The organism is Sulfitobacter sp. SBS6 (assembly GCF_048285585.1).
Classification (GTDB): Bacteria; Pseudomonadota; Alphaproteobacteria; order Rhodobacterales; family Rhodobacteraceae; genus Sulfitobacter; species Sulfitobacter pontiacus.
In genome coordinates this window covers 1-25,205 of sequence record NZ_JBLWBA010000004.1, presented here as the reverse complement: position 1 = coordinate 25,205, position 25,205 = coordinate 1, and the positions used below count along the sequence as shown (strand labels likewise).

The following is a 25,205-nucleotide window of genomic DNA, read 5'->3' as shown; positions in this document are numbered from 1 at the left end:
AAAAGGCAGCGGTGCCATCTGTGGCAGCAGGTGGCTAGGCGTGGCTCAGGCGACGGTTTTACGCAGGGTGATGCTGGTGGGGCGGTCAAACCCCGCGTGCGCTGTGCGGGCATATTCGTAAAAGCCGAGCGCGCGAAAGGTGGCGTGGTTGTCCAACAGCTCCACCCGCGTTTGCAGTTCCAATTGGCCAAGGTGCAGGGCACGGGCGCGGCTCTCGGCGTGGGTGATCAGATGGCGTGCCAGCCCCAGTCGCTGATGGCTGGGGGCGACGCAGAGCTTGCCCAGATAAAGAACCGCCGGTTTCACGCTCAGCACCACACAGGCCACGGGCGGCGCGCCGATCACCCAGATTTCATCCCTATCCGCTGTGGCTTGCAGCGAGGGCAAAGTGGTTTGACCAAGCGAGCTTGGCGGGTCAATGCGCCCCTCCATATAGGCAAAGCAATCGCGCATCAGATGCAGCACGTCGCCCAGATGGGGGCTGTTACCGCTGATGCGACGGGGGGTCAGCTCCATGTGACGTCGCCCAGAAAGATGTAGCCCGCGCCATATATCGTCTTGATCAACTGCGGGTTTTTGGGGTCTTCGCGCAGTTTGGTCCGCAGCCGCGAAATCCGCACGTCCATCGCCCTGTCAAAGCTTTCAGAGGCGACGCCGCCAAGGCTCGACTGCATCTGCGCGCGGCTGAGCAGACGTTTGGGCGCGTCCAGAAACAGGCGCAGCACCTCCCCCTCCGCATGGGAGAAGGGGGTTTCGACGCCGCTTTCATCCTCAAGCGCGTAGCGGTCGAAATGCGCCTTCCACCCGCTGAACGCAGCGACGGTGCCGGCTTGCGGCGTGGGTTTGGCGCTGCGCAGGCGGGCGCGGATACGGGCGACGACCTCTGCCGGATCAAAGGGCTTGATGATGTAGTCATCCGCGCCAAGTTCCAGCCCCGTGACGCGGTCCTGAACCTGTGCGCGGCCCGAGATGATGATCACGATGGCCCCTTGTTCCAGCGCCAGTCGATGCACCAGCGTCAGCCCGTCTGAATCCGGCAGGGACAGGTCCACCAGACAGACATCGGGGGTGTGGGTCGCCAAGGCGGCCTCGAACGCGCGGGCGCGGCTGAACGACAGCGTGTCAAAGCCCGCTTCCTCTAAAGCGTCAGCGAGAAGCGTGCGGATTTCGGGTTCATCGTCCAGAATGGTGACGAGGGGGCGGGTCATTGGGCGGCACTCTCTTTCGGGGCAATCAGCGCGGTCAGATCCGCAATCTCGAAGGGTTTGCGCAGCACAGGGGCAAGGGTTTGCGCCTCGAGAAACTGGGCATCATCGGGCGGTAGCGAGGTCATCAATACCAGCGGCGGCGCATCGGCGGGTAGGCGTTTGGCAAGGTCCAGCCCCGTCGCCTCGCCCACAAGCTGGATGTCGGACAGGATCAGCGCGATGTCGGGCAGATCGGCTAGCAGGGCGGTGGCTTCATCCGCGCTGGCACCTTCGATCACGGAATGGCCCAGCCCCATCAACATGTCTCGCACCAGCGCGCGCAGGTCATCGGCGTCTTCGACCAGCAGAACCAGTCCGGTGGTGGCAGCCACGGCGGGGCGGTAGGGCAGCCGCATGGTCACCTGCGCGCCATGGGCCGTATTGCCAAGGCGCAGATCGCCCCCCGCCGATTTCACCATGTCATAGACCATCGGCAGCCCCAGCCCCGATCCTTCGGCCCCTTTGGTCGTAAAAAACGGATCAAACCCGTGTTCCAGCGCCGAGGGCGAAAATCCGGGGCCGGTATCGCGCAAGACCCATTCGATCCATGTGTCATGGACCTGTCGTATTTCGAGCGAGATCGCCCCCGCAGCCCCGCAGGCATCGCGGGCGTTCAGGATCAGGTTCAGCAGCCCGTCCTGCACCAGACCGCTGTCCAGCAGTACGGGGGTGTCATCCATCTGGTTGTCGATGCTTAGCGTCATGCCCTTGGGCAGGGTGGGGCGCGCGATCAGGGTCAGATCTTCAAGCAGCCGCGGGATATGGGTCGCAGTCGGACGCAGCGTGCGCGCGCCTGTCATATCGGCAATAGAGCTAAGCAACGTGCCGCCCCGGCGCGCCGCGGCAAGGGTGCCTTCGATGAGGGGGGCGGCCTCTGCCGGTTGGCCGTCCAGCCGCCCCAGCCGGGACTGCAGGCCCAGGATGATCGTCAGCAGGTTGGAAAAATCATGCGCCAGCCCCGAGATCACCTGCGCCGCGATTTCGCGTCGTCGGGTCTGCTGCAGGGCGACACGGTTCTGGGTTTCCTCGGTCACATCCATCGACAGGATATAGACCCCGCCGTTTGTATCGGGGGTAAAGGCTCCGCGGATGCGCCGGGCGCTCATCTCGTCCGTGAATTCGATCACGGACGGCTTTCCGGCAAAGGCCTGGGTGAGCGAGGGGGCAATAGAGTCGTAGGCCTGCTGACCCAGAACCTCTGCGATATGGCGGCCGATCAGATCCGCGCGCCGCCCCGGCATGACAGAGGCCAACCGCCGGTTTGAATAGGTGTAACAGGCGTTTGCATCCACATGGGCGATATGGGCCGGCATCATTTCTGTGGTCAGCCGCGTGCGGGCTTCGGACAGGGTGAGCTGGCGTTTTGCCTCTTCCAGCGCGGTGTTCATCGCGGCAAGTTCGCGGTTGGTGGCTGACAGTTCTTCGGCGTGGGCCAGCACCTGCCCCGACAGCGCATCAGACCGGGCGCGCAGCAGTGCCTCTTGCTGTTTGGTGCGGGTGATGTCGGTGTAGACGGTGACCCAGCCGCCTTGGGGCAGGGGGGAGCCTTCGACCGAGATGGTGCGGCCATTGGCGCGGGTGCGTTCCATATAATGGGGTTCAAAAGCGCGGGCCTGTTCCACCCTTTCGGCCACAAAATGCGCCACGTCGTCCACGTCACCGTATTCCCCCAACTGTGCCAGCAGGGTGATCGTTTCCTGAAAGCTCGCACCGGGGGTGACCAGCGCTTTGGGGAGGTCGAACATCTGCTGGAACGGTGCATTACACAGCACCAGCCGCAAATCCGCGTCATAGATCGTCAGCGCTTGCGCGATCAGGTTCAGCCCCGCAGCCGTCATGAGTTTTGTCTGGTGATCGTCGATCTGCATGCAGCCTCCCCCCGCGGCAGACTGCACCATCCCCACAGCGCCGCCAAGCGCAACCTTGGGAAATCACGCCTGTTACAATTCGTTAGAATTGAGAAATCATTAGGTAAAAGTTGACGCAGAGCATCAGGTCAACATCATGGTGTGACATCAGAATCGCACCAGCGATCGACCTGCCGAAAAAGAGCAGGGTTTGGGAGGAAGACATTTGGCTCACACGCTCGTGAGCGCCGACGGACCGCAATCGGTTCCGGCGCTGCTGCATCGTAATGCAAAGCAATTTGCGAACGCGCCTGCGTATCGCGAAAAAGAATATGGCATCTGGCAAAGCTGGACGTGGGCACAGACCCGCGACGAGGTAGAAGCGCTTGCGCTTGGCCTGCTGGAGCTTGGCGCGAACGAGGGTGATTTTATCGCCATCATCGGCCGCAACCGTCCCTATCTGTATTGGGCCATGATGGCCGCAGAGATGGTCGGTGCCGTGCCTGTGCCGCTGTATCAGGACGCCAACGCCGAAGAGATGGCCTATGTGCTGGATCATTGTGGTGCGCGTTTTGTGATCGCCGGTGATCAGGAACAGGTCGACAAGGTGCTGGACGTTCAGGATCAGCTAACCCAGTTCGAGCGTATGATCTATCTTGATCCACGCGGATTGCGCAAATACGACCACGCCGCGCTGGACCAGTATAGCGCCGTCCAGGACATGGGCCGCAAGGCACGCGACACGCACATCAAAGAGCTTGAGGCACGTCAGGCCAAGCTGGACTACGACAGCACGGGCGTCATGCTGTATACCTCTGGCACCACCGGCAAGCCCAAAGGTGTGGTGCTGAGCAACCGCAACATTATCGAGACGGCCAAATCCTCTTCCGCTTTCGACAAGCTGCGCCAGACGGACGATATTCTGGCCTATCTGCCGATGGCCTGGGTGGGGGATTTCATCTTTTCCGTCGGGCAGGCTCTGTGGACAGGCTTCTGCACGAACTGCCCTGAAAGCGCGGACACGATGCATGTGGACCTGCGCGAGATCGGCCCGACCTATTATTTCGCCCCACCGCGCGTGTTCGAAACCCAGCTGACATCGGTGATGATCCGGATGGAGGACGCGAGCCGGTTCAAAAAGTGGCTGTTCGACAAATTCATGGCCCATGCGCGCAAGGTGGGCCCCGCCATTCTGGACGGTAAATCCGTCGGTGCGATGGACCGTGCGAAATACGCATTGGGCGAGCTGATGATCTATGGCCCGCTGAAAAACACGCTCGGCCTCAGCCGCGTGCGCGTCGGCTATACCGCGGGCGAGGCGATCGGGCCCGAGATTTTCGATTTCTACCGCTCGCTCGGGATCAACCTGAAACAGCTTTATGGCCAGACCGAAGCCACAGTCTTCATCACCGCGCAGCCCGATGGCGAAGTGCGCAGTGACACGGTCGGCGTGACCTGCCCCGGCGTGGAGCTGAAGATCGCCGAGAACGGCGAAGTCTTCTACCGCAGCCCCGGCGTTTTTGTGGAGTATTACAAGAACCCCGAAAGCACCGCCGATACCAAGGATGCCGAAGGCTGGGTCGCGACAGGCGACGCGGGCTTTATCGAGGAAGGCACCGGGCATCTGCGCATTATCGACCGCGCCAAAGACGTTGGCAAAATGGCCAATGGCAGCCTGTTCGCGCCGAAATACGTGGAAAACAAGCTGAAGTTCTTCCCCAACATCCTTGAAGCGGTGGTATTCGGGAACGGACGCGACGAATGCACCGCCTTTATCAATATCGACCTGACCGCGGTCGGAAACTGGGCGGAGCGCAACAACATCGGCTATGCGTCCTATCAGGAACTGGCGCGGCATCCGCAGGTGATGGACACGATCCAGAGTCATGTGGAAGAGGTCAACGCCTCTATCGCAGAAGACGAAATGCTGTCGGGCTGTCAGGTGCATCGCTTTGTTGTGCTGCACAAGGAACTTGATGCCGACGACGGAGAGCTGACGCGCACGCGCAAAGTCCGTCGCAAGGTCATCGGCGAGAAGTTCGACGATATCATCACCGCGCTCTACGACGGGTCGCCCTCTGTCAGCACGGTTACTGAAGTGACCTATGAAGACGGGCGCAAGGGGTCGATCTCGGCCACGCTGGAGGTGCGCGATGCCAAGGTGTTCGCAGACACCCGCAAGATGGCCGCACAATGAGCATGACATCAGGCGGAGCATGCGGGCGCTGCGGTTGCGCAGTGGATTTTAAGACCATTTGGAAGGGGGCTGCGGCGTGAAAGATATGACCGACGGCTATGTCACAGCGGATGGGCGCCAGATCGGCCCCGTTGTGATGGAAATGAAAAACATCACCCTGCGGTTCGGTGGGGTGGAGGCGATCAAGGATATCTCTTTCGACATCCGTCAGGGCGAGATCCGCGCGATCATCGGGCCGAATGGCGCGGGCAAATCATCGATGCTGAACGTGATCAGCGGGTTCTATGTGCCGCAGGAAGGCGAGGTCTGGTACAAGGGCAGCCGCCGTCCGGCGATGAAACCCTTTGAGGTGGCGCAGCAGGGGATCGCACGCACGTTCCAGAACATCGCCCTGTTCGAAGGGATGTCGGTGCTGGACAACGTCATGACGGGACGTTTGACCAATATGAAGACCGGGATGTTCTGGCAGTCGATCTGGAAGGGCAAGGCGGAGCGCGAAGAGACCGCGAACCGCGAAGTCGCCGAAAAGATCATCGATTTCCTTGAGATTCAGGCGATCCGCAAGACGCCCGTGTCGCGTTTGTCCTACGGCTTGAAGAAACGGGTCGAACTGGCCCGCGCGCTGGCCGCCGAGCCGTCGATCCTGCTGCTGGATGAACCGATGGCGGGGATGAACGTCGAGGAAAAAGAGGACATGAGCCGCTTTATTCTGGATGTGAACGATGAATTCGGCACGACGATTGCCCTGATCGAACACGATATGGGCGTTGTGATGGACCTGAGCGACCGAGTGGTCGTGATGGATTACGGCAAGAAGATCGGCGACGGCACCCCGAGCGAGGTGCGCAACAACCAAGACGTGATCGACGCATATCTGGGGGTTGCCCATGACTGATTTTGCCACTGGTTTTGCGATGGGGAGGGTCTGATATGCCTGAGCAACTGGCCTTTACAATCGAGGTGTTCCTGAACGGGCTGATGGCGGGGGTGCTCTATGCACTGGTCGCCCTGGGGTTTGTTCTGATCTACAAAGCCTCGGGTATTTTTAACTATGCCCAAGGGGTTATGGCGCTGTTTGCGGCCCTGACGCTGGCAGGGATCATCGATGGGCAGGTGCCGTTTAGCCACCTGATCAACGCGATCCTGGGCACGGATATTCACCATTTCGGCTGGCACGTGCCGGCGTTCCTCGCGATTTTGCTGACGATGGTGGTGATGATCGCGCTGGCCTATGCGGTGCAGCGGTTGGTCTTCCGCCATCTGGTCGGGCAAGAGCCGATCATCCTCTTCATGGCGACCATCGGTCTGGCCTATTTCCTGGAAGGGGTGGGCGATCTGATGTGGGGGTCCGACATCAAGTCTATGGATGTGGGGCTGCCTCAGGGGCTGAACACCTGGATCGACGACACCACTTTTAACGCCTTTGGCTACGGGTTCTTTATCGACAACCTGGATATCGTGGCCAGCATCATTGCCGCGTTGCTGGTGATCGGCTTGGTGATGTTCGCGCAATACACCAAACAGGGCCGCGCCATGCGGGCTGTGGCGGACGATCACCAAGCGGCTTTGTCTGTCGGCGTGTCACTGAACTTTATCTGGATCCTCGTATGGTCGCTGGCGGGCTTTGTCGCCCTTGTCGCGGGCATCATGTGGGGCACGAAATCGGGGGTTCAATTCTCGCTTTCGCTGATCGCGCTGAAGGCGTTGCCGGTGCTGATGCTGGGGGGGTTCACCTCTATCCCCGGTGCCATCGTGGGCGGCTTGATCATCGGTGTGGGGGAGAAGCTGTTCGAATTCCTGATCGGTGCGCCTTTCCTTGGCGGTGCGACAGAGAACTGGTTCGCCTACATGCTGGCGCTGATCTTTCTGGTGTTCCGTCCGCAGGGCTTGTTCGGGGAGAAGATCATTGAACGTGTATAGTTTTGGCAACTCCCTGACCGGGGCTTTGCCCCGGAACCCAGGATTTAAAACCATTTGGAACGGGGGGAGCATCTGATGTTCTATCGTGAAGCCGGGGATTTCAGCGCCTCATACGAAGAGGACAGCCAGACGTTTCCGATCAAGTTCGACCGGTATCGCTATTATCTGGTGTTGTTCATCGCCATTGCCGTGATCCCGTTTGTGATCAATGACTATTGGGTGAACTCGCTGTTCCTGCCGTTCCTGATCTACGCCATCGCGGCGATCGGCCTGAACATTCTGGTGGGCTATTGCGGGCAGGTGAGCTTGGGGACCGGTGGCTTTATGGCCGTGGGGGCCTATGCCTGCTACAAATTCATGACCGCCTTTCCCGACGTGAGCATGCTGGTGCATGTGTTGCTGTCGGGGCTGGTGACCGCCGGTGTCGGCGTGTTGTTCGGCCTGCCATCGCTGCGGATCAAAGGGTTCTATCTGGCCGTGGCAACGCTGGCGGCGCAGTTCTTTCTGGTCTGGCTCTTCAACCGTGTGCCGTGGTTCTACAACTACTCTGCCTCGGGCCAGATCAGCGCGCCGGAGCGGACATTCTTCGGAATCGAGATCACCGGACCGAATACGCAGGCCTGGGCGACCTATCTGTTCTGCCTGATGTTCGTGATCTTCAGCGCCTATGTGGCACGCAACCTGACCCGTGGGTCGGTGGGGCGCAAATGGATGGCGATCCGTGATATGGACATCGCGGCCGAGATCATCGGGGTAAACCCGCTGCGGGCAAAACTGACGGCCTTTGCGGTCAGCTCTTTCTTCATCGGCATCTCGGGGGCGCTGTTCTTTGCGGTCTATCTGGGGGCGGTCGAAGTGGGCGAGGCCTTTGGCATCCAGAAATCGTTCCTCGTGCTCTTTATGATCATCATCGGCGGGCTGGGATCGATCTTTGGCAGCTTTGCCGGGGCTGCGTTCCTTGTCCTCTTGCCGGTTGCGTTGAAAATCGTGGGCGTGGACTGGTTCGGCTGGCCGACGGATATCGTGGCGCATCTGCAGCTTGTGATCGTGGGCGGGTTGATCATCATCTTCCTGATCGCGGAACCGCATGGGCTGGCCCAGTTGTGGCGCGTCGCCAAGGAAAAACTGAGATTGTGGCCCTTCCCGCACTAGGGAAGGACGCATGGCCGGGGGGAGGAGACCCAAGGCCGAAGAAGAGACGACCGGGACAACCCGGCAAGATCGGATACATCCAAGGGAGGAAACACCGATGAAACTGAAGATGACTACGTTGGCGCTTGGCGCTGCTCTGGCTGCGGGCCCTGCAATGGCAGAGCTTGTATTCCCGTCGCTCAGCTATCGCACGGGCCCTTATGCGGCAAACGGGATTCCCTTTGCCGACGGCTATGCGGATTACTTCACGCTGCTGAACGAACGTGATGGCGGTATCGGTGGCGAATCGATCCGGATGATCGAATGTGAAACCGGCTATAACACCGAAAAGGGTGTGGAATGCTATGAAAGCACCAAGGGCGAAGGCGCGCTGGTCTATCAACCGCTGTCCACCGGCATCACCTATCAGCTGATCCCCAAAGCGACGGCAGATGGCATCCCTGTCCACTCTATGGGGTATGGCCGGACATCGGCCAAAGACGGGTCGGTGTTCAAGAATATCTTCAACTACCCCACCAACTACTGGGACGGCGCTTCGGTCGCGATCAAGCACCTGCTGGATCTGAACGGTGGCAGCCTTGAAGGTAAGAAAATCGCGCTGGTCTATCACAACTCTGCCTACGGCAAAGAGCCGATCCGCACCCTGGAAGAGCTGGGCAAAAAGCACGGGTTCGAACTGTCCTTGCTGCCTGTTGACCACCCCGGTCAGGAACAGAAATCCCAGTGGTTGCAGATCCGTCGTGAAAAGCCGGACAATGTGATCATGTACGGTTGGGGTGTGATGAACCAAGTCGCCGTGCAGGAAGCCGCGAACATCCGCTATCCGATGGATCAGTTCATCGGCATCTGGTGGTCCGGTTCCGAGAACGACGTGCGTCCAGCGGGTGACAAAGCCAATGGCTACAAGGCGCTGACGTTCCACAACGTGGGCGATGACTTCCCCGTGTTCGACGACATCCAGAAGTATGTTGTTGATACTGGCAAGGCCGCAGGTGCGGGCGACCAGATCGGGACCGCTTTGTATAACCGTGGCCTTTACGCCGCGATGCTGGCTGCCGAAGCTGCCAAAACGGCGCAGGGTATCCATGACACCAAGGCGCTGACACCGGCGCAGATGCGTGACGGCATGGAAGCACTGGAAATCACCGAAGCCAAGATGGCGGATCTGGGTTTGCCGAACTTTGGGCCAGAGTTCACGGTGTCTTGTGAAAACCACGGCGGTAACGGCTTTGGGGCTGTGGCGCAGTGGGATGCTGCTGCCGACAGCTGGAGCCTGATCACCGACTACATCCAGTCGGACCAAGACGTGCTGGCCCCGCTGGTGACCGAAGATGCGCAGGCCTTTGCCGCGGAATCCGGTATCGAACCCAGCTGCTAAGCGCAGCCCTTGAACAAGGGCGCGGCGGCATTGTTGCCGCGCCCGACCCCCACGCCACCTAGTGAAAGAGACACCCATGCTGGATGCCACCCCAACGCCCGACGCGCAGGTCGAGACCCTTCTTGAGGTCAATAATATCGAGGTGATCTATAACTCGGTCATTCTGGTGCTGAAGGGCGTGAGCCTGAAGGTGCCCAAGGGCGGTATCACGGCCCTGTTGGGTGGCAATGGCGCGGGCAAGACCACCACGCTCAAGGCGATTTCCAACCTGCTGCATTCCGAACGGGGCGAGGTCACCAAAGGGTCGATCAAATATCGCAATGATCCGGTGCACAAGCTCGACCCCGCAGAGATGGTGAAACGTGGTGTCGTGCAGGTGATGGAGGGACGGCATTGCTTTGAACACCTGACCATCGAAGAGAACCTGTTGACCGGTGCCTATACCCGCAATGACGGCAAGGCGGCGATCGCCCGTGATCTGGAAATGGTGTACGACTATTTCCCACGGCTGCGCGAACGGCGCAAATCTCAGGCGGGCTATACCTCGGGCGGGGAACAGCAGATGTGCGCCATCGGTCGCGCCCTGATGTCGCGCCCTGAAACGATCCTGCTGGACGAGCCATCGATGGGTCTTGCGCCGCAGTTGGTCGAACAGATTTTCGAGATCGTCAAATCGGTGAATGAAAACGAAGGCGTGACCTTCTTGCTGGCCGAACAGAACACCAACGTTGCCCTGCGCTTTGCGCATTACGGCTATATTCTGGAATCCGGTCGCGTCGTGATGGACGGCCCTGCCGCCGACCTGCGCGAGAACCAGGACGTCAAGGAATTCTACCTTGGCATGTCGGACGAGGGGCGCAAATCCTTCCGCGATGTCCGCAGCTATCGGCGCCGCAAACGCTGGCTCAGCTGATCCAGCGCACGGCCCACAAGTTTTCCATTTCCTGACCACCCAGATGAATTGCGAGTAAGCGACATGGCACAGACGTCCTATTTTGACAGCCTAGAGACCCGCAGCCCCGAGACACGGGCGGCCGATCTTGCCCGGACCTTGCCCGCGCAGATCGCACGGGCGCAGGCGCTGCCGGGCTATGCCGGATCGTTGGACGGGGTCGCGCCAGACACGATCACCAATGTCGAGGCGTTGGCCGCGCTGCCGGTTCTGCGCAAATCCGAGATCGGGAAACAGCAGGCGCAGTCGGCCCCCTTTGGCGGTTTCACCACCAAACCCGCCCATGCGTTTACCCATATCTTCCAGTCTCCCGGCCCGATCTATGAACCCTCGTCCGACGCGCCGGACTGGTGGCGCATGGGGCGGTTCCTGCATGCGGTGGGGATTGGCGAGGGCGACATCGTCCAGAACTGTTTTGGCTATCACCTGACACCTGCGGGCATGATCTTTGAATCCGGGGCGCGGGCTGTGGGGGCTGCGGTGCTGCCGGCGGGCACCGGGCAGACCGAAATGCAGGTCATCGCCGCGCGCGATATCGGCACGACCGCCTATGCCGGCACGCCGGATTACCTCAAGATCATTCTCGAAAAAGCGGATGAGATGGGGGTGACCCTTGGCATCACCAAAGCGGCCGTGGGCGGGGGCGCGCTGTTCCCGTCCTTGCGCGACTATTATGCAGAGCGGGGGATCACCTGTTTGCAAAGCTATGCAACGGCGGACCTGGGCAACATCGCCTACGAAAGCCCCGCCGCCGAAGGTATGATCGTGGACGAGAATGTGATCGTCGAGATCGTGACCCCCGGCACCGGCACCCCCGTCGCTCCGGGCGAGGTGGGCGAGGTCGTCGTGACCACCTTGAACCCCGACTATCCGCTGATCCGCTTCGCCACAGGCGACCTGAGCGCCGTGCTGCCGGGGGCGTCTCCTTGCGGGCGGACCAATATGCGCATCAAGGGCTGGATGGGCCGTGCGGATCAGACCACCAAGATCAAGGGCATGTTCGTACGCCCCGAACAGGTCGCGGCGCTTGTTGCTAATCACCCCGAGGTCACGAAGGCCCGCGTGGTGGCAAGCCGTGCGAATGAACAGGACGTCATGACTGTGCATCTTGAGACGACGGGTGATGACGCGGACAGCTACGGTGCCTCTATCGCCGCGCTTCTCAAGCTGAAGGGCAAGGTCGTGCTGGCCGCGCCGGGCAGCCTGCCCAACGACGGATTGGTGATCGAAGACCAGCGCAGCTATGACTGACCCGTGCTGAAGGCACGCATCCTGACACCGGAGATTCTGCTGCAAAGGCAGGATCACGCCTTTGCACCTGCGCCTCGCGCTACAATTTTCAGTCATCCCGCTGGTATTTCCGACTGAATTAGTCGAAACCGATCGCATGACGACACAGGATATCAATACAAGCCCCGCCGCCGTGAAAAGATCGCGGGATGGCGTGCGTTTGCTGGCGGGGGTTGCGGTCGCGATTGCGGCGACCTGTGCCTTACCGATGGTGGCCGTTTTGCTGGCCGCGCTGGTCGGGGGCACCGATACGGTGCGCCACCTGATCGATACGGTGCTGCTGGGGTACGCGGGCACCACCCTTCTGCTGGTCGCAATGGTGGCCACGGGCACCTTTGCCTTGGGCGTGGGGACCGCGTGGCTGGTGACCATGACCCGCTTCCCCGGTGCCCGCATGCTTGAAATCGCGCTGGTGCTGCCGCTGGCCTTTCCCGCCTATGTGCTGGCCTATGCCTACACGCATATCCTTGACCACCCCGGAATCGTGCAAACGGTGCTGCGTGACGTCACGGGCTGGGGTCCGCGCGACTACTGGTTCCCGGAAATCCGGTCCCTTGGCGGCGCGGCCTTGATGCTGGTGCTGGTGCTATATCCCTACGTCTACCTCTTGGCGCGCGCCGCGTTCCTGCAGCAATCCGCCACGACGTTTCTGGCAGCACGTGCCTTGGGTAGCAGTGCCTGGGCGGCCTTCTTCAAGGTGAGCCTGCCGCTGGCCCGACCGGCGATTGCCGCAGGTGTTCTGCTGACCGTCATGGAGACGATCGCCGATTTCGGCACCGTCGCCTATTTCAGTGTGCAGACTTTTGCGACAGGGATCTACACCAGCTGGTTTTCCCTGTTCGACCGCGCTGGTGCGGCGCAGCTTGCACTGTGCTTGCTCAGTTTTGCGCTGCTGCTCGCGATGCTGGAGCGTATCCAGCGCGGCAAGGCGCAATACCACGATCCGGCGCGGCGTGCCGTGGCGATGCCGCCCGCGCAGCTTAAGGGGTGGCAGGCCGCCGCCGCGATGCTGGCCTGCGGTATTCCCGTTGTCTTTGGGGCGATCCTGCCGGTGATCGTGCTGATCTGGATGGGCATCGGGTCAGAGCAAGACCTGCTGAGCCCGCGCTATCTGGGCTTCATACGCAACTCTGCCACGCTGGCGGGGGTGGCGGCGGTGCTGACCGTGGCCGCTGCAGTCTGCGTGGGGTTCTTCCAGCGGTTGCGTCCGTGCAAGCTGTCGTTCGGTGCAGGCTATATCGCGCGGTTGGGCTATGCGGTGCCGGGCGGGGTGATTGCCGTGGGGCTGATGGTGCCCTTTGCGACCTTTGATAACCAGCTTGATGCCTGGATGCGCAGCACCTTCGACATATCGACCGGGCTGCTGGTCACCGGGTCGATCTGGCTGCTCGTCGCCGCCTACATGGTACGCTTCCTTGCGGCGGCTCTGGGGGCGTATGAGGGGGGGCAGGCGATGGTGCATGCCAATATGGACTCTGCCGCACGGTCATTGGGGGAAACCCCTGTGGGCACGCTGCGCCGTGTGCATCTACCGATCCTATCACCAAGCCTGCTGACCGCGTTGCTGATCGTTTTCGTCGATGTGATGAAAGAGCTGCCTGCAACGCTGATCATGCGGCCGTTCAACTACGACACGCTGGCGGTACAGGCCTACCGGCTGGCAAGCGACGAGCGGCTGGACGGGGCGGCGGTGCCGAGCCTTGTGATCGTGGCGATGGGATTGCTGCCCGTGATCCTGATCTGCCGTCAGGTCGGGCGGCAAAAATAAACATTTCCCTTTGCGTATGAAAAAACCGCACCGGCCCAGGGCCGATGCGGTTCAATGTCATGTCTCTGCCGTGGCAGGCTGGGATTATTCCCAGCCAACCGCGTTAAAGATTTTCTGTGCTGTGGGGATGTTCTTGGCCACTTCGGACAGGTTCACCTCGTCTGCTTTGAACTCGCCCAGCTTCTCGACCGATTCCGCAAGCTCTACACCTTCGACGGCGGGGAATTCGTCGTTCCCAGCAGAGAAGTAGGCCTGCGCGCTGTCGGAGGACAGATACTCGAGGAACTTGACCGCGTTGTCACGGTTTGGCGCATTTGCTGCAACACCGGCACCCGACAGGTTCATGTGCGCGCCGTTGCCTTCCTGGTCGGGGAACACCAGACCGATTTTATCCAGATCGGCGCTCAGCCCGTCTACTTCGGTGCGGATGGCACGGGCAAAGTAGTAGGAGTTCGAGACGGAGATTTCGCATTCGCCCGATACCAGGCCACGCAGCTGGTCGGTGTCACCGCCCTGTGGTGCACGTGCCATGTTGTTCACAACGCCCTGTGCCCATTCGGTGGCTTTCTCTTCACCGTGGTGCGTGACCAACGCCGCCAGCAGAGTCTGGTTGTAGGAGTTGGTGGAGGAACGGATGCAGACCTGACCTTCATAGGCAGGATCGGCAAGATCCAGATAGTTCTGCGGCGGGTTGTCTACCGCGTCCTTGCTGTAAAAGATGATCCGCGCGCGCTGCGAAAAGCCGAACCAGTCGTTGTCAGCGTCTTGCAGGTTGCTGGGGATACGCTCTTCGAGGATGTCGCTGTCAACGGATTGCAGGAGGCCCATTTCCTTGGCGCGGCTCAGGCGGCTGGTGTCGACGGTGATCAGAACGTCCGCGGGGGAGTTTGCACCCTCGGCTTCCATACGCGCCAGCAGCTCGTCTGCTTTGCCTTCGATGCGGTTGATGGTGATGCCGGTCTGCTCGGTAAAGTCGGAATACAGACGTTCGTCTGTGTCGTAGTGACGCGAGGAGTAGAGGTTCAGCTGCCCTTCGGCCAATGCTGGCATCGCAACTGTGGCCATCAAGGCGGCCGTGAAAGCGGATTTCGTCAGAGTCATCAGGTGACCTCCATCTGTGTAAAACCTATAAAAAGAGTAAGAAACAGATTTGAGGGCTGATATCAAGGAATACTTGAGTGAATTAATAGGACAAGCGTCTTGCCGCGAGGGGGCGGCAAGACGCGCGGGATCAGTCGCCGATTTTGTCCTGAGTCTTTGTGTCAAAATCGCTGGCATCGTGGCGTTCGTGCAGCTGCATTTCGGGTTCACCGAAGGGTCGGTTGACCATGCGACCACGTGTAACGGCAGGGCGCGCGTCGATCTTCTTGGCCCATTTCATCAGGTTTTCGTAGGAATCGACATTCAGGAACTCTGCCGCGTCATAGAGACGGCCCAGAACCAGCTGCCCGTACCACGCCCAGATCGCCATATCCGCGATCGAATATTCGCCCGCCATGTATTCGTTATCGGCAAGGTGACGATCGAGCACGTCAAGCTGGCGCTTGGTCTCCATCGCGAAACGGTCGATGCAGTACTTAATCTTGACCGGCGCATAGGCGTAGAAATGGCCGAAGCCGCCGCCAAGATAGGGCGCGCTGCCCATTTGCCAGAACAGCCACGACATACATTCGGTGCGCTGGCTTGGGTCTTTGGGGATGAATTCGCCGAACTTCTCGGCCAGATGCAGCATGATCGACCCGGATTCAAACAGGCGCTGCGGCGCGTCGCCGGACCGGTCCATCATCGCGGGAATTTTGGAGTTCGGGTTGATGTCGACAAAGCCGGATCCGAATTGATCCCCTTCGCCGATGTTGATCAGCCACGCGTCATACTCGGCACCCTTGTGCCCGGCGGCCAGTAGTTCTTCCAGCAGCACGGTGACTTTGACGCCATTGGGCGTCGCGAGGGAATAAAGCTGATAGGGATGTTTGCCGACCGGCAGCTCTTTGTCTGCGGTGGGGCCTGCGATGGGGCGGTTGATATTGGCGAATTTACCGCCATTGCCGGGTTCCCACTCCCATACGGTGGGCGGGGTGTAGTCGGGCAGATCGGTCATGAGATCCCTTTCAGTTCGTCTGATGAAGTCTGAGGAGAACCTAAGCGGTATTGGGGGGATCGCAAGAGGTCAGCACAGATTGGCTGGGGCAGGGGGGAGGCGCGGTTGACGGCGGCCCAAACGAAAAAAGCCGCCCCCGAAGGAGCGGCCTTTCATCAAATGCGCGCGAAGCTTAACCCTGACGGGCTTTGAAACGGCGCTGCGTTTTGTTGATTACGTAAACGCGGCCTTTGCGACGCACAACGCGGCAGTCACGGTGCCGGTTCTTGAGCGAGCGGAGCGAATTGCGAACCTTCATGGTCGTTCTCCTGTGTCGTGGCGCGGGCCAGCGCCGGGTTGCGGGCAGTTCAGCGAGTGCTGAACCATGAATTAGGTGGTGGGCGATACTGGGATCGAACCAGTGACCCCTTCGATGTCAACGAAGTGCTCTACCGCTGAGCTAATCACCCCCTATGTAGCACGAAATTTGCACCCCAAACCAAATCGGGGCGCGAGATATTCGCGCCGGTAGCGGGGTCTATAAATAGAGTCGGAGGCATGATCAAGGGGTTTTGGCTTTGTAAAAACATGCGCTATGATCATTCTTGAAAGGTGCAACAATGCCACACATCGCCTACGAAGTCGTTCGCCCCGATCAAGCCCGTTCCTGCGCGGTGTTTGCATCCCCTCATTCAGGGCGGAATTACAGCTTTTCCTTCCTGCGGTCCACGGTGTTGGACGGGCATAGTATACGCTCGTCAGAGGACGCGTTTGTTGATCTTTTGTTTAATTCTGCCCCCCATTTCGGGGCTCCGTTTCTGATGGCGGGAGCCCCCCGTGCGTTCCTTGATCTGAACCGGTCCCGAGACGAGCTTGACCCGGCCCTGATCGAAGGGGTTCGGCGGCAGGCGCATAACCCGCGGGTTGCCTCCGGATTGGGGGTTATTCCGCGTGTCGTGGCGAACGGGCGCTCGATTTATCAGGGCAAATTAACACTGGATGAAGCACGGGCGCGAATCGCCACCTATTGGGTGCCGTACCACGATATGTTGCAAAGCCTGCTGAACGACGCGCGGGCGGATCACGGGCAGGCGATCTTGGTGGATTGCCATTCGATGCCGCACGAGGCGATGGATGGCGTCGCGCGTATGGGGTTGAAACGGCCTGAAGTGGTCTTGGGTGACCGGTTCGGCGCGGCAGCCAGCAGCGATGTTGTGGATCAGATAGAGGCCGCTTTCGTCAAGGCAGGGTTCACTGTCACCCGCAATACGCCCTTTGCGGGGGCCTATATCACCCAAGCTTACGGTCGTCCGGCACGGGGGCAGCATGCGGTGCAGGTCGAATTGGACCGGTCGCTGTATATGAACGAATCTCTGGTGCGCCCCAACGGTGATTTCGAGGATGTCCAAAAAGCGCTTCGCGGCGTTGTGGCAGAGATTGCGCGGATCCGTCCAGAAAGCCTCGCCCTCGCGGCGGAGTGATCAGCGCAGCGCACGCCCCTTGACGATTGCCTTGTCCCCGAACCGGTTGCGGATGGCATCTGTTGCCCGCTCTGCCTGACCCCGGCGGGCGGCATCCGGGTCCAGCAGGTCGCCCGCGGTATCGGCACCGTCAGCCGCGCTCAGGTCCGAAATGCCACACCCGAGCAGCCGGAAAGGCCCCGGTTCACCAAGCTGGTCAAACAGCCCGCGCGCGGTGCGGTAGATGCGGTCGGCCAGTTGCGTCGGGTCATACAGCGACACCCGCCGCGTGATCAGCGAGAAATCGGCCCGTTTGAGCTTGAGCACGACAACCCGGCCAGCAAGGTCTTTGGCCTTGGCGCGGTCCGCCACCTTTTGCGCCATGCGCCACAGATGGCCGTCCAGAAGGTCAGGGTCGGAGGTGTCTTCGTTGAAGGTGGTTTCGTTGCTGATGGATTTCATCGGTTCATGCGCGGAAACACGGCGGTTGTCTTGGCCGCGCGCCAGATGCCACAGGCGGTCGCCCATACTGCCGAAACGCGCGATCAGATCGGCCCTTTCCCATCGCAGCAGGTCCGCGAAGGTCTGGATGCCGGCCTTGTTCAGGGACCCAAGCGTTGCTGCGCCCACGCCCCAGATCATGCTCACCGGTTTGTCATTCAGAAACCTTTGTGTTTCTTCCTTGCCGATCACTGAAAACCCGTGCGGCTTATCAAGGTCAGAGGCGACTTTGGCCAAAAACTTGTTGTGTGACAGACCGATTGATCCGGTCAGCCCCAGTTCGACCTTCATGCGACGCACCAGTCGCGCAAGCATCACGGCAGGGGGTGCCCCGTGCAGCTTGGTTGTGCCGGTCATGTCCAGAAACGCCTCGTCCAGCGACAGCGGCTGCAGGGCGGGGGTGAGCTCTTCCATCATGGCGCGGATCGCGCGGGAGGCTTCGACATATGCATCCATGCGTGGCTTGATGATGATCGCTTCGGGGCAGAGTTTCAGCGCCTGGAACATCGGCATGGCGGACCGGACCCCTTTGATCCGCGCGATATAGCAGGCGGTCGACACGACCCCACGGCGTCCGCCCCCGATGATCACGGGCTTGCCATTCAGCGCCGGATTGTCGCGTTTCTCTACGGATGCGTAGAAGGCATCGCAATCCATATGGGCGATGGAAAGGTCGAATAATTCGGGGTGTGACGAGATACGCGGGCTGCCGCAGGCAGAGCACCGGCGCGCGGGCGCGATTTCGGACAGGCAGTCTCGGCAGAGGGCGGGCATGGCGGTCAGGTAGGGTTAAGGGCTGGTTAACGCAAGTCTACCCGATCACACGCGAATTCGCCATGCACATACGTGCAGCGTCGAGTAGAGGGAGAAAAGCGGATGCGAGGTGGGGCAAAGAAAGACCCCCGCCTGAAGCGGGGGGAGGTGACGGACTTCAGGAAGAACCAGTCCGTCGGGGAGTATCACCAAAGTAAGGTTGCCATATGAATGTCATAAAACATACACGGAAGTTCCAGTTGCTGGCAGCCAGTTCATGTTTGTTACCGATTTATCACATAGGCGAAAATGCGCTATTTGTTGGGTTTCGCGCATTTCGGCTGCGTTTAGGGCAGCTCTGCCAGCACCGCGCGGGCGGCGGCGGCGGGGTCTTCGGCCTGCCAGATCGGGCGACCAACGACGATGTGATCCGCCCCGTCCAAGATCGCCTGCCCCGGTGCTGCCACGCGTTTCTGGTCGCCAAGGGCCGCCCCGCTTGGTCGCACGCCAGGGGTGACGATCAGCTTGCCGTTGGCCTCGGGTAGGGCACGGATCAGGCGCGCCTCTTGCGGGGAAGCGATGACGCCGTCAGCACCAGCCTCCAGCGCGCGCCCGGCGCGGGTCTGGACCAGATCGGGGATATCGCCCGACTGGATCATCGCCGCGTCCAGATCGTTGCGGTCCAGGGAAGTCAGGATGGTCACCGCCAAAATCTTGGTGCGGGATCCTGCGGCGCCTTCCATCGCGGCACGGACAACATGGGGGTCACCGTGCACGGTCAGAAAATCGAGGTCGAACTGCGCAAGCCCGCGCACCGCTGCCTCGACGGTCGCGCTGATATCGAACAGTTTCATGTCCAGAAAAATGCGTTTGCCGTGTTCCTGGATCAGTTCGTTCGCAAGCGCCAGGCCGCCGCCCGTCAACATGCCCAGACCAATTTTATAAAAGCTCACCGCGTCGCCCAGCTTTTGGGTCAGTTCAAGGCCGGCAACAGCGTGGGGGACATCAAGGGCAACGATCAGGCGGTCATCTGACATGGGGCGGGCTCCGAAGTGATGAGATTTGGCAAACGCCGGAGGCTTACGGTGTTCGACATGACATGTCTATGAAAACAGGGATCGCGCAAAGAAAAAGGCCCGGGCAGCGCAGTCGCTGTCCGGGCGAGTGTCAGAGACGTGCAGGCAGGCAGTTGTCTCTGGATTGGGCGGGACACGCGCCGGGACGGGCGCGCAGGCAGTTCCGCCGAAACTGTAAATCAGGCGGCGCGAAGGCCGGGAAGGTTGGCGACATGGCGCAGCCAAGCTTTTGGATCGAACCGAGGGCGGCCACTGCGTTGTGCGGGCTTCTGGGCGCGGATTTCGGAATACATACCGCCGCGGCTTATATGGCGACGCTCGGCCTGTTTAGTCAGGCCTTTGGCAGCTTGATCAAAGGACATCGTCATCGGCGCGTTGATGGCGCAGGCATATTTGCGGGACCGATCGCCATCGTGGACGGTGACCAAAGCTTCGAAGCATTGCTCTGCCGCGTTGTAGATAACGTCGTTCATCTGAATCTGGCGCGTCTGCATGTTCGTACCTCAAGGATTTGTTGTACTGTTTAAAGTCGGCTCGATTTGTTTTCGTTCATCTGCCAGTACAACGTATGTGTGACTAAATGGTTCCACTGGGGAGCATCCGTCATGTGTATAAATGTAAATTTTCGCTTAAAATCAGTCAATTAACATTTTTGTAATTATTTCTTGCTATGAGCGACAAATTGCGAAACTGCACTTTTCTTGTGGGATTCCAATGTGTTCGCAATGTGGCGAAATCCCACCAGTCTGAAAAATAATCTTAAAAGGTGTATGTTTTTTGTTGACGCTTTTGTGAGGCGACTCTCTTGAATCCCTTCCTTCTGTCCCCAAATTCTATCCCGAGGATCACGCCATGATGTGCTGCAAAGCAGGCATCTTCTCTGTGGTCGCTTTAAGAAAAGGAGAAGCTCATGGACTTGAGCAAGTTCACAGAACGGTCGCGCGGCTTTATTCAGGCTGCGCAAACAATCGCGACGCGTGAAAGCCACCAACGGCTGACGCCGGAGCATTTATTGAAAGCACTGCTGGATGATGACCAAGGGCTGGCGAGCAATCTGATTGCTGCTGCCGGTGGCGATCCTGCACGTGTGACTGAAACTCTGACGCTGTCTTTGGGCAAGCTGCCCAAGGTGTCGGGCGACGCCGCGCAGGTATACCTTGATAATGCCACCGCAAAAGTGCTGGCCGAAGCAGAGACGCTGGCCAAAAAAGCGGGCGACAGCTTTGTGCCGGTCGAACGCGTGCTGATGGCCCTTGCGATGGTGAAATCCGGTGCGAAAACCGCGTTGGATGCGGGTAAGGTCACCGCACAGGGGTTGAACGCCGCTATCAATGATATCCGGAAAGGGCGCACGGCTGATACGGCCAGTGCGGAAGACGGGTATGAGGCGCTCAAGAAGTACAGCCTTGATCTGACGGAACGTGCCCGCGAAGGCAAAATCGACCCGATCATCGGTCGGGACGAGGAAATTCGTCGCGCCATGCAGGTGTTGAGCCGCCGTACCAAGAACAACCCGGTGCTGATCGGTGAGCCCGGCGTAGGTAAAACCGCGATTGCCGAGGGACTCGCCCTGCGGATCGTGGATGGCGATGTGCCCGAATCCCTGCGCAACAAACGCTTGTTGGCACTGGACATGGGCGCGCTGATTGCCGGCGCGAAGTATCGTGGCGAGTTCGAAGAACGGTTGAAAGCCGTCCTGACCGAAGTCACCGAAGCCGCGGGCGAGGTGATCCTGTTCATTGACGAGATGCACACGCTGGTTGGCGCCGGTAAGGCGGACGGCGCGATGGACGCGGCCAACCTCATCAAACCGGCGTTGGCGCGGGGTGAATTGCACTGCGTTGGTGCGACGACCTTGGACGAATACCGTAAGTATGTCGAAAAAGACGCAGCACTTGCCCGTCGGTTCCAGCCTGTGATGGTCAGCGAACCTACGGTCGAGGATACGGTGTCGATCCTGCGAGGCATTAAGGAGAAGTACGAGCTGCACCACGGTGTGCGGATCAGCGACTCTGCCCTTGTGGCGGCGGCGACCCTGTCGCATCGCTATATCACGGACCGTTTCCTGCCCGACAAGGCAATCGACCTTGTGGACGAGGCCGCGAGCCGTCTGCGGATGGAAGTCGACAGCAAACCGGAAGAGCTGGATGCGCTGGATCGTCAGATCATGCAGCTTCAGATCGAAGCCGAGGCGTTGAAGAAAGAGGACGACGCTGCCAGCAAGGACCGCTTGGACAAGCTGGAGAAAGAGCTGGGGGATCTGCAGGAAAAGGCCGATGCCATGACTGCGCAGTGGCAGGGCGAACGTGATCGCCTTGAGGGCGCGCGCGAGCTGAAAGAGCAGCTGGACCGTGCCCGCGCCGAGCTTGAGATCGCCAAGCGCGAAGGCAACCTCGCCAAAGCGGGGGAGCTTTCCTATGGCGTGATCCCGCAGCTTGAACGCAAACTGGGCGAGGCCGAAGAGAACGAAGCCGACGTTATGGTCGAAGAGGCCGTACGCCCGGACCAGATCGCCAGCGTCGTCGAACGTTGGACGGGTATCCCCGCGGGTCGTATGCTGGAAGGCGAGCGGGACAAGTTGCTGCGCATGGAAGACCAGTTGCACAACCGTGTCATTGGTCAGAACCTCGCGGTCAAAGCTGTGTCGAACGCGGTGCGCCGTGCGCGTGCTGGCCTGAATGACGAGGCCCGCCCCTTGGGCAGCTTCCTGTTCCTCGGGCCGACTGGTGTCGGTAAGACCGAGCTGACCAAGGCCGTCGCCGAATTCCTGTTCGACGACGAGAACGCGATGGTGCGGATCGACATGTCTGAGTTCATGGAGAAACATGCCGTGGCCCGTCTGATCGGCGCGCCTCCCGGGTATGTTGGCTATGACGAAGGTGGCGTATTGACCGAAGCCGTGCGGCGCAGACCCTATCAGGTCGTGCTGTTCGACGAGGTCGAGAAGGCGCACCCCGACGTGTTCAACGTGTTGCTGCAGGTCTTGGATGATGGTGTGCTGACGGATGGTCAGGGCCGTAAGGTCGACTTCAAGCAGACGCTGATTGTGCTGACCAGCAACCTCGGGGCGCAAGCGCTGAGCCAGTTGCCCGAAGGGGGCGACATGGCGCAGGCGAAACGGGATGTGATGGATGCGGTGCGGGCTCACTTCCGCCCCGAATTCCTGAACCGACTGGATGAAACGGTGATCTTTGACCGCTTGGCACGTGCCGACATGGCGGGGATCGTCGACATTCAGGTGAACCGTCTGCTGAAGCGTCTCGCCGGTCGCAAGATCGGGTTGGAGCTGGACGAAGGCGCGCGCAAGTGGCTCGCCGACGAAGGCTATGATCCGGTGTTCGGGGCGCGTCCGCTGAAGCGGGTGATCCAGCGCGCATTACAGGACCCGCTGGCCGAGATGATCTTGGCAGGTGACGTGCTGGATGGGGATCTTATCCCCGTGCAGGCTGGTGCCGAAGGGCTGATCATCGGCGACCGCGTGGCCGCCAGCAACCGCGCCAAACCGGATGAAGCGACCGTCCACTAGGTACATAGTATATAGTGTGGTGATGTGATCGGGCAGGGCCGGGGGAAACCTCGGCCCTGTTCGCATGTGTTGCCCTGACATTCCGGTGTGTCTCCTGAAATGTAGCGGATTGCATTTGGTAGGCGCGACAACCCGCAGTAGGCTACCCATGTATATTGGTAAGGAGCGCCTGTTATGGCCTATCGCTGGATCAACACACTCACGGATAAAGACGTCACCCCGCATGCTGCATTTATGAACCGACGTCAGATCATGGGGGGCGCTTTGGCGGGGATCGGGTTGGCCGGTATCGCGGGGCGCACCTCTGCCGCGCCGGAGGGGCTAGAGCCGAACAGTTACGAAGATATCACCAGCTACAATAACTACTATGAATTCGGCACCGGCAAGGACGACCCCGCCAGATACGCGGACCGTCTGACGATTGAACCCTGGACGGTGCAGATTGACGGGCTGGTCGACAAGCCCGGTGCCTATGGGTTCGACGACATCATGCAGCAGATGACGATCGAAGAGCGTATCTATCGTTTTCGCTGTGTCGAGGCGTGGTCAATGGTGGTCCCGTGGAACGGGTTCGAGCTGGCGGACCTGCTGAATATAGCCGGTGTGCAGTCCGGCGCGAAATACGTCTCCTTCGAGACTGCGCTGCGTCCTGATGAAATGCCCGGCGTCGCCTATAATGTGCTCGACTGGCCCTACGTCGAAGGGTTGCGTCTGGACGAGGCGATGCATCCGCTGACGATTATGGCCACTGGCATCTATGGCAAGGATATCCCGAAACAGAACGGCGCACCGCTGCGGTTGGTCGTGCCGTGGAAATATGGCTACAAGTCGATCAAATCCGTGGTGCGGATCACCCTCACGGATACTCAGCCCCCAACCAGTTGGAACAAGGCGAATGCCGGGGAGTACGGCTTTTATAGTAATGTGAACCCCGAGGTCGATCACCCCCGTTGGTCGCAGGCCAGCGAAAGGGTCATCGGTGGTGGGCTTTTCTCCAAGCGGATCCCCACGCTGATGTTCAACGGGTACGAGGCCGAGGTCGCGGAGCTCTATGCCGGTATGGACCTGAGCAAGGATATCTAAACCCGTGTCCTCTATAGAAGTGAGCAGGGCGGTATGATCGATCGCCTGAATACCGTCGCGCGACGTGTTCCGACATGGGTCGTATATATAGTGGGGCTTCTGCCAATCCCGTGGTTGCTGTTTCAGGCGCAGACCGGCGGGCTGGGGGCGGAGCCGATCAAGGCGTTGGAAAAAGAGCTGGGGTTGCTGGCCTTGCAACTGTTGATCGCCGGGTTGGCGATCACGCCCGCGCGGCGCTACCTTCGGCTGAACCTCATCAAGTTTCGCCGCGCCCTGGGATTGCTCGCCTTTATATATGTCTCGCTGCACCTGTTGGTATGGCTGGTGCTGGATGTCGGGATCCTCTCGCAGATCTGGGCCGACATTCTGAAGCGCCCGTATATCACGATCGGCATGGCGGGTTTTGCCTGTCTTGTCCCCTTGGCAGCGACATCGAACAACTTCTCGATCCGCAAGCTTGGGGCCACGTGGCGCAAGCTGCACCGGTTAACCTATCTGGCTGCAATTCTGGCTGGGGTGCACTTCATCTGGCTGGTTAAAGGTTTCCAGATCGAACCTCTCCTCTATATGGCGGCGATTCTGGCTTTGCTGGTGCTCCGACTCCCCAAGCGGCGCTGATTCCGAATTCGGGCGGCGGCGCGGGCCGGGGATTGTGCCGGATTCGGACCGGAGGAGGGGAAACAATCCACATTATCGCTGCGAGTCTGTGGATAACCTGCGCGGGCGTAAGTGATGCGGGGCAATGACGTGTTAGCGTGCGAAATAAAGCTGCGCAAAACGCGAGGCTCGCGGAATTTTCAAAAATCAAACCGTTGTTTTTATAGGAAAATTCGGAAAGTAGCGAAAAACTGTCATAATCCGAAAAAAGGGGTTGCGGGCATTTGGAACAAACCTTAGAACGCCCCTTACCGGAGACGCAGACATGCAGACACGGGGCGCTAGACGGGGACGACGGGCTACGGTTCGGGTCTTACGTAG

Annotated in this window: 21 protein-coding genes and 1 tRNA gene; 12 read left to right on the top strand and 10 right to left on the bottom strand. The window is 60.0% G+C overall.

Annotation, left to right across the window (positions count from 1 at the left end; all coding sequences use genetic code 11):
• Positions 1-45 precede the first annotated feature (45 nt).
• Genes ACNQ62_RS01395 through ACNQ62_RS01385 form a run of 3 tightly spaced genes read right to left on the bottom strand, consistent with a single transcriptional unit; the run spans position 46 to position 3,115 of the window.
• A complete protein-coding gene (locus tag ACNQ62_RS01395; RefSeq protein WP_418094035.1) occupies positions 46-516 on the bottom strand; it encodes a GNAT family N-acetyltransferase in 471 nt (156 codons plus the stop codon).
• Entirely contained in the window at positions 507-1,208 is a 702-nt protein-coding gene (locus tag ACNQ62_RS01390; RefSeq protein ID WP_005850190.1) for a response regulator transcription factor, read from the bottom strand. Before ACNQ62_RS01390 ends, ACNQ62_RS01395 begins: the two co-directional genes overlap by 10 nt.
• Complete coding sequence (locus ACNQ62_RS01385) at positions 1,205-3,115, bottom strand: PAS-domain containing protein (protein WP_418094034.1); 1,911 nt, start codon at positions 3,113-3,115, stop codon at positions 1,205-1,207. Before ACNQ62_RS01385 ends, ACNQ62_RS01390 begins: the two co-directional genes overlap by 4 nt.
• A gap of 205 nt (positions 3,116-3,320) precedes the next feature.
• Here ACNQ62_RS01385 and ACNQ62_RS01380 point away from each other — a divergent pair, with 205 nt between their 5' ends.
• The 8 genes from ACNQ62_RS01380 (at position 3,321) to ACNQ62_RS01345 (ending at position 13,751) form a co-directional block, all read left to right on the top strand.
• A complete protein-coding gene (locus ACNQ62_RS01380; protein WP_289082043.1) occupies positions 3,321-5,291 on the top strand; it encodes an AMP-binding protein in 1,971 nt (656 codons plus the stop codon).
• 85 nt (positions 5,292-5,376) lie between these two features.
• On the top strand, positions 5,377-6,186 hold the full coding sequence (locus tag ACNQ62_RS01375) for an ABC transporter ATP-binding protein (protein WP_174226616.1): 810 nt from the start codon (positions 5,377-5,379) through the stop codon (positions 6,184-6,186).
• 35 nt (positions 6,187-6,221) lie between these two features.
• Positions 6,222-7,211, top strand: a complete 990-nt coding sequence (locus ACNQ62_RS01370) for a branched-chain amino acid ABC transporter permease (protein WP_037942843.1) — start codon at positions 6,222-6,224, stop codon at positions 7,209-7,211.
• Positions 7,212-7,286: 75 nt separating this feature from the next.
• A complete protein-coding gene (locus ACNQ62_RS01365; protein ID WP_005850182.1) occupies positions 7,287-8,363 on the top strand; it encodes a branched-chain amino acid ABC transporter permease in 1,077 nt (358 codons plus the stop codon).
• Between the two features lie 97 nt (positions 8,364-8,460).
• Entirely contained in the window at positions 8,461-9,741 is a 1,281-nt protein-coding gene (locus ACNQ62_RS01360; RefSeq protein WP_418094033.1) for an ABC transporter substrate-binding protein, read from the top strand.
• 76 nt (positions 9,742-9,817) lie between these two features.
• The gene (locus tag ACNQ62_RS01355; RefSeq protein WP_184583436.1) at positions 9,818-10,654 is read left to right on the top strand and encodes an ATP-binding cassette domain-containing protein; all 837 of its coding nucleotides are present in this window, start codon (positions 9,818-9,820) and stop codon (positions 10,652-10,654) included.
• A gap of 63 nt (positions 10,655-10,717) precedes the next feature.
• Positions 10,718-11,944 (top strand): phenylacetate--CoA ligase family protein, encoded by a 1,227-nt coding sequence (locus ACNQ62_RS01350; RefSeq protein ID WP_418094032.1) that lies wholly within the window; start codon positions 10,718-10,720, stop codon positions 11,942-11,944.
• A gap of 136 nt (positions 11,945-12,080) precedes the next feature.
• A complete protein-coding gene (locus ACNQ62_RS01345; protein ID WP_418094031.1) occupies positions 12,081-13,751 on the top strand; it encodes an ABC transporter permease in 1,671 nt (556 codons plus the stop codon).
• Between the two features lie 84 nt (positions 13,752-13,835).
• Here the strand turns inward: ACNQ62_RS01345 and ACNQ62_RS01340 are convergent, their stop codons facing one another.
• From ACNQ62_RS01340 to ACNQ62_RS01325, 4 genes are all read right to left on the bottom strand, one after another.
• A complete protein-coding gene (locus ACNQ62_RS01340) occupies positions 13,836-14,852 on the bottom strand; it encodes a Fe(3+) ABC transporter substrate-binding protein (RefSeq protein WP_037942848.1) in 1,017 nt (338 codons plus the stop codon).
• 130 nt (positions 14,853-14,982) lie between these two features.
• Positions 14,983-15,849, bottom strand: coding sequence for a glutathione-dependent disulfide-bond oxidoreductase (yghU, locus tag ACNQ62_RS01335; RefSeq protein ID WP_418094030.1), 867 nt, complete (start codon positions 15,847-15,849; stop codon positions 14,983-14,985).
• A gap of 172 nt (positions 15,850-16,021) precedes the next feature.
• On the bottom strand, positions 16,022-16,147 hold the full coding sequence (gene ykgO / locus ACNQ62_RS01330; RefSeq protein WP_005850168.1) for a type B 50S ribosomal protein L36: 126 nt from the start codon (positions 16,145-16,147) through the stop codon (positions 16,022-16,024).
• Positions 16,148-16,223: 76 nt separating this feature from the next.
• Positions 16,224-16,298: transfer RNA gene (locus tag ACNQ62_RS01325), tRNA-Val, on the bottom strand.
• A gap of 150 nt (positions 16,299-16,448) precedes the next feature.
• Here ACNQ62_RS01325 and ACNQ62_RS01320 point away from each other — a divergent pair.
• Positions 16,449-17,309 carry an N-formylglutamate amidohydrolase gene (locus ACNQ62_RS01320; protein ID WP_005850159.1) on the top strand — a complete coding sequence of 287 codons (861 nt, stop codon included), beginning with the start codon at positions 16,449-16,451 and terminating at the stop codon, positions 17,307-17,309.
• Here the strand turns inward: ACNQ62_RS01320 and ACNQ62_RS01315 are convergent, their stop codons facing one another.
• The 3 genes from ACNQ62_RS01315 to ACNQ62_RS01305 form a co-directional block, all read right to left on the bottom strand.
• Positions 17,310-18,563: a DNA polymerase IV gene (locus tag ACNQ62_RS01315; RefSeq protein ID WP_418094029.1), complete on the bottom strand. Its 1,254-nt coding sequence runs from the start codon at positions 18,561-18,563 to the stop codon at positions 17,310-17,312.
• Between the two features lie 326 nt (positions 18,564-18,889).
• A complete protein-coding gene (pyrF, locus tag ACNQ62_RS01310) occupies positions 18,890-19,579 on the bottom strand; it encodes an orotidine-5'-phosphate decarboxylase (RefSeq protein ID WP_304950944.1) in 690 nt (229 codons plus the stop codon).
• Between the two features lie 218 nt (positions 19,580-19,797).
• Positions 19,798-20,112 carry a hypothetical protein gene (locus ACNQ62_RS01305; protein WP_037942855.1) on the bottom strand — a complete coding sequence of 105 codons (315 nt, stop codon included), beginning with the start codon at positions 20,110-20,112 and terminating at the stop codon, positions 19,798-19,800.
• A gap of 416 nt (positions 20,113-20,528) precedes the next feature.
• On the opposite strand from ACNQ62_RS01305, the gene clpB reads away from it, so the two are divergent.
• From clpB to msrQ, 3 genes are all read left to right on the top strand, one after another.
• Positions 20,529-23,144: an ATP-dependent chaperone ClpB gene (gene clpB, locus ACNQ62_RS01300; RefSeq protein ID WP_237277795.1), complete on the top strand. Its 2,616-nt coding sequence runs from the start codon at positions 20,529-20,531 to the stop codon at positions 23,142-23,144.
• Between the two features lie 174 nt (positions 23,145-23,318).
• Positions 23,319-24,227: a protein-methionine-sulfoxide reductase catalytic subunit MsrP gene (gene msrP, locus ACNQ62_RS01295; RefSeq protein WP_418094028.1), complete on the top strand. Its 909-nt coding sequence runs from the start codon at positions 23,319-23,321 to the stop codon at positions 24,225-24,227.
• 33 nt (positions 24,228-24,260) lie between these two features.
• Positions 24,261-24,845: a protein-methionine-sulfoxide reductase heme-binding subunit MsrQ gene (msrQ, locus tag ACNQ62_RS01290; protein ID WP_180828292.1), complete on the top strand. Its 585-nt coding sequence runs from the start codon at positions 24,261-24,263 to the stop codon at positions 24,843-24,845.
• The last annotated feature ends 360 nt before the right edge of the window (positions 24,846-25,205 follow it).

Bases quoted from the DNA above. Each gene is read 5' to 3' on its own strand.
- ACNQ62_RS01395 (WP_418094035.1), bottom strand. From the start codon at position 516: ATGGAGCTGACCCCCCGTCGCATCAGCGGTAACAGCCCCCATCTGGGC.
- ACNQ62_RS01390 (WP_005850190.1), bottom strand. From the start codon at position 1,208: ATGACCCGCCCCCTCGTCACCATTCTGGACGATGAACCCGAAATCCGC.
- ACNQ62_RS01385 (WP_418094034.1), bottom strand. From the start codon at position 3,115: ATGCAGATCGACGATCACCAGACAAAACTCATGACGGCTGCGGGGCTG.
- ACNQ62_RS01375 (WP_174226616.1), top strand. From the start codon at position 5,377: ATGACCGACGGCTATGTCACAGCGGATGGGCGCCAGATCGGCCCCGTT.
- ACNQ62_RS01370 (WP_037942843.1), top strand. From the start codon at position 6,222: ATGCCTGAGCAACTGGCCTTTACAATCGAGGTGTTCCTGAACGGGCTG.
- ACNQ62_RS01365 (WP_005850182.1), top strand. From the start codon at position 7,287: ATGTTCTATCGTGAAGCCGGGGATTTCAGCGCCTCATACGAAGAGGAC.
- ACNQ62_RS01360 (WP_418094033.1), top strand. From the start codon at position 8,461: ATGAAACTGAAGATGACTACGTTGGCGCTTGGCGCTGCTCTGGCTGCG.
- ACNQ62_RS01355 (WP_184583436.1), top strand. From the start codon at position 9,818: ATGCTGGATGCCACCCCAACGCCCGACGCGCAGGTCGAGACCCTTCTT.
- ACNQ62_RS01350 (WP_418094032.1), top strand. From the start codon at position 10,718: ATGGCACAGACGTCCTATTTTGACAGCCTAGAGACCCGCAGCCCCGAG.
- ACNQ62_RS01345 (WP_418094031.1), top strand. From the start codon at position 12,081: ATGACGACACAGGATATCAATACAAGCCCCGCCGCCGTGAAAAGATCG.
- ACNQ62_RS01340 (WP_037942848.1), bottom strand. From the start codon at position 14,852: ATGACTCTGACGAAATCCGCTTTCACGGCCGCCTTGATGGCCACAGTT.
- yghU (WP_418094030.1), bottom strand. From the start codon at position 15,849: ATGACCGATCTGCCCGACTACACCCCGCCCACCGTATGGGAGTGGGAA.
- ykgO (WP_005850168.1), bottom strand. From the start codon at position 16,147: ATGAAGGTTCGCAATTCGCTCCGCTCGCTCAAGAACCGGCACCGTGAC.
- ACNQ62_RS01320 (WP_005850159.1), top strand. From the start codon at position 16,449: ATGCCACACATCGCCTACGAAGTCGTTCGCCCCGATCAAGCCCGTTCC.
- ACNQ62_RS01315 (WP_418094029.1), bottom strand. From the start codon at position 18,563: ATGCCCGCCCTCTGCCGAGACTGCCTGTCCGAAATCGCGCCCGCGCGC.
- pyrF (WP_304950944.1), bottom strand. From the start codon at position 19,579: ATGTCAGATGACCGCCTGATCGTTGCCCTTGATGTCCCCCACGCTGTT.
- ACNQ62_RS01305 (WP_037942855.1), bottom strand. From the start codon at position 20,112: ATGCAGACGCGCCAGATTCAGATGAACGACGTTATCTACAACGCGGCA.
- clpB (WP_237277795.1), top strand. From the start codon at position 20,529: ATGGACTTGAGCAAGTTCACAGAACGGTCGCGCGGCTTTATTCAGGCT.
- msrP (WP_418094028.1), top strand. From the start codon at position 23,319: ATGGCCTATCGCTGGATCAACACACTCACGGATAAAGACGTCACCCCG.
- msrQ (WP_180828292.1), top strand. From the start codon at position 24,261: ATGATCGATCGCCTGAATACCGTCGCGCGACGTGTTCCGACATGGGTC.